We start from the raw sequence: 3135 nt of genomic DNA, 5'->3' as shown, positions 1-3135 counted from the left end.
TACCACAGCCCGATCGACTACGAACGAGAACACCAGGCCGGCCTCACCGTGGAGCTGGCCGCTTGAAAGATCTCCACAGCCCGAGGGGATTGACAGACCTCGGTCAGCACCGTCTTGGCGCGAGATCTGTTGCGGGAGTTGCCGCTTCCCCGGCCCTCTGCGTCGTGCTTCTCATAGCCGAGGTGATCGGTGATCTCGCCCTCCAGGGCGGACTCCAGCACCCGCTTCGTCAGCTGCTGCAGCAGCCCGCCCTCCCCAGTCAGCTGCAGACCCTCGCTGCGGGCCCGGTCCACGAGCATCGCGACCAACTGCTCGTCACTGGCCGTCGACACGGCCTCCGCCGTCGCCCCCTCGACCGCTATCTGCTCGATGGTGGTGTCGCTCATCTGGTGTCTCCTTGATCATCGGATCCGCCGTTCATTGAACACTCCCGGTACTGGCCGGACCGCGCAGAGCAACGTGCCAGGCGGATGCCTATGGGTGGGAGGTGATTCCAGGCAAATGCATGGCATTTAACAGAACACGGGATGAGTCACACATATGAAGATCGTGTGAGTTCGGCGTCCATGCCGTTGTTCGTTCGCCTACCGGCGTCGGCAGAGAGGAAACACGATCATGGATCGGCTCAATCCCGGGGACGGAGTGCCGTGGCTCAGCCGGCCCGGCATTCTCATTCCAGTGTTCATCCTGGCCTTCGCCATCACCATCATCGTTGGCACGCTGACCGCCCGCGAGATCCTCGGCGGGCGGGCTGACGCGACGGGCACAGGCAGTAACCCGCTTCCTGCCCTGAAGTCGCCGAGCGCCTCACCCACGCGTCCGGAACCGAAGACTCCAAAGCTGCTCGCCTGGCCAATGCAGGGGGGCGGCCCCGCACACAGCGGTGCGCAGGCAGCGGTTGCGGGAGCGCCAGCGGTGAGCGGTCTCAGGGAGGTCTGGCACAGCGGTCTCACCGGTGATGCTGCCGACGGAGCTACCGGGTCGGCCGGGCTCGTCTACGTCGCCGGAGACCGTGATGTCAAGGCCCTCGACGTGAATACGGGTGCGCTGAAGTGGCGCTTCGCCAGCGGCGGGCAGGTCACCTCCGCCCCCGCGGTCCATGGCACCACGGTCGTGTTCACTGACTCCGGTGGCACGCTCTATGGTCTCGACACCACCGCCGGGCGGGTTCTGTGGCAGCGCCACGCCGACTACACGGCGGCGGCGGTCGCCATCGCGGCTCCAGCCCCTGGCAGAGCGCCCTGGATTTACGTCGCGACCGCGCGTGGGGCGGAGGCCCTCGATCTCGCAGGGCTGCCCCAGTGGGCCTTCGCCACCAGGGTGCGGACGAGCACACCGCTGTCTGTCGATGCGGGCAAGGTGTACTTCGCAAGCCACGATACGGCCCTGTCCTCGCTCGACGCGATCACCGGGAAACTGCTGTGGAGCACGCGCATCGGAACGGTGGTCGTCACGCCGGCGGCCGTTGACGCGGGCACCGTGTACGTGGGCTCGGCCAACGGTCAGATCAGCGCGGTCAGTACGCCGACGGGACAGATCCAGTGGCGACGGCGCGCCGGGAACTCTCCCGTGCAGCCTCTCGTCGTGGGACAGCAGGGCAAAACCAAGAGGGTGTTCGCCGTTGCTGGGCGTAAAGTGATCGCCCTTCTGGCTGCGGATGGGCGTCCTTCGTGGACGCACACGGCTGGCGCGCTCCCTCTCTCGGCGCCCTCGCTCACGGGCGGGCAGCTTTTCCTGGGGCAAGGTGACCGGGTCATGGCGCTGAATCCGGAGACGGGGCGTCCAGTCTGGCAGAAGGTGCTGGAGGGCCGGATCACGTCCAGTCCCGTCATGAGCGAGGGCCGGCTCTTCGTTGCCACGTCGGGCCGACAGCTCCACGCCTACGGCTCGTCTCCCGGTGCTCCGCAGGTTCTCGGATCCAGGGCTCTCCCCGCGCCGGCGGCTCCACGACCGCTCGCGCCGGCGCCCGTGACCCCGGTGCGCTGACCCGGTGTCACGGCAGATGCCCGCCTCCCGCCTGCGGGAGAACGTGCCCTACCCGGCGCCCTTGCCTCCCTTCCTGGCGCTCGCGTTGAAACGGGCCGCACGTTCGGAGTGCCGCTACCGCGTGGGGGCCGTCCTTGTCAAGGGGAGCCGCGTCCTCGGTCAGGCCGCCAACTTGCCGCGGAACTCTCCCTGGGTGGACTTCAAGAACGCCACCTGGCACGCGGAGGAGGCGGTCTTGCGGAGGTTCTCCCCGCCCCGGGGAGCGGTGCTTTACGTGGCCAGGCTGGACCGGCGGGGCAGGCCCGCACTCGCACGACCGTGCCCGCGCTGCCAGCTCGTTCTCGCGGCGAACGGAATAAGGACCGTCCACTACACCGCAGCGTCTGGGCCGCAGACACTCTTCGTGTCCACCCGTCCCGCTCGAAGCGGCTGAACCCGCACGTGCGCCGTCAGGATGCCCGCCGTCAAAGGACCGGAGAATGAGACCACATCGCCCAACGTCACCTCAACGAACGTCCTCACCGCTGCATGTGCTCACGATCGTCATGGTGAGCGTGATCGTGCTCCTCATCACCGCGGCGTGGTCCGCGGCACGTTCCTCCGCTTACGCATCACCGGCTGGGATCCACGAGGGCCCCGGCAGCATCGTCACGATCGACTTCCCCGCTGACGCCCAGGCCTTCGCCGTAGCCGTCCAGCCGGACGGACGCGTCGTCACGGCCGGGACGGTCCATCAGCGCTTCGCGCTGGCCCGCCAGCGCACCGACGGGCACCTGGACGCTGGCTTCGGCGACAACGGGACCGCGGAGATGGGCTTCGGCGCCGAGAGCATGGCGTCTGCCCTCGTCCTCCAGCCCGACGGAAGGATCCTCGCGGGCGGCTACACCGACGACGGCACCGGAAACACACACTTCGCCCTCGCCCGCTTCCACACCGACGGCACACCCGACGAGACCTTCGGCAACGCGGGAAAAACCACCACTCACTTCGCCGACACACCCGACCAGACCAACGACCAGATCAACAGCCTCGCCCTCCAGCCCGACGGAAAGATCCTCGCGGGCGGCTACACCGACGACGGCACCGGAAACACACACTTCGCCCTCGCCCGCTTCCACACCGACGGCACACCCGACGAGACCTTCGGCA

Annotated in this window: 2 protein-coding genes and 2 pseudogenes; 3 read left to right on the top strand and 1 reads right to left on the bottom strand. The window is 68.0% G+C overall.

The window, feature by feature from the left end; all coding sequences use genetic code 11:
- Positions 1-38 precede the first annotated feature (38 nt).
- A pseudogene (locus tag ACIBEA_RS44265) lies at positions 39-386 on the bottom strand (transposase); the annotation flags it as partial.
- A gap of 229 nt (positions 387-615) precedes the next feature.
- On the opposite strand from ACIBEA_RS44265, the gene ACIBEA_RS44260 reads away from it, so the two are divergent.
- The 3 genes and pseudogenes from ACIBEA_RS44260 to ACIBEA_RS44250 form a co-directional block, all read left to right on the top strand.
- A complete protein-coding gene (locus tag ACIBEA_RS44260) occupies positions 616-1986 on the top strand; it encodes a PQQ-binding-like beta-propeller repeat protein (protein WP_399270195.1) in 1371 nt (456 codons plus the stop codon).
- A 16-nt stretch (positions 1987-2002) separates the two neighbouring features.
- A complete protein-coding gene (locus tag ACIBEA_RS44255; RefSeq protein WP_399270197.1) occupies positions 2003-2419 on the top strand; it encodes a hypothetical protein in 417 nt (138 codons plus the stop codon).
- A gap of 112 nt (positions 2420-2531) precedes the next feature.
- Positions 2532-3135: pseudogene (locus tag ACIBEA_RS44250) on the top strand (hypothetical protein); the annotation flags it as partial.

The sequence above is a fragment of the Streptomyces sp. NPDC051555 genome (assembly GCF_044454405.1).
In the GTDB taxonomy this organism is placed as follows: Bacteria; Actinomycetota; Actinomycetes; order Streptomycetales; family Streptomycetaceae; genus Streptomyces.
The sequence above is the reverse complement of the archived record's forward strand: the minus strand, read 5'-3'. Positions and strand labels throughout refer to the sequence as shown.

Coding starts and splice junctions, on each gene's coding strand:
- ACIBEA_RS44260 (WP_399270195.1), top strand. CDS start 616: ATGGATCGGCTCAATCCCGGGGACGGAGTGCCGTGGCTCAGCCGGCCC.
- ACIBEA_RS44255 (WP_399270197.1), top strand. CDS start 2,003: ATGCCCGCCTCCCGCCTGCGGGAGAACGTGCCCTACCCGGCGCCCTTG.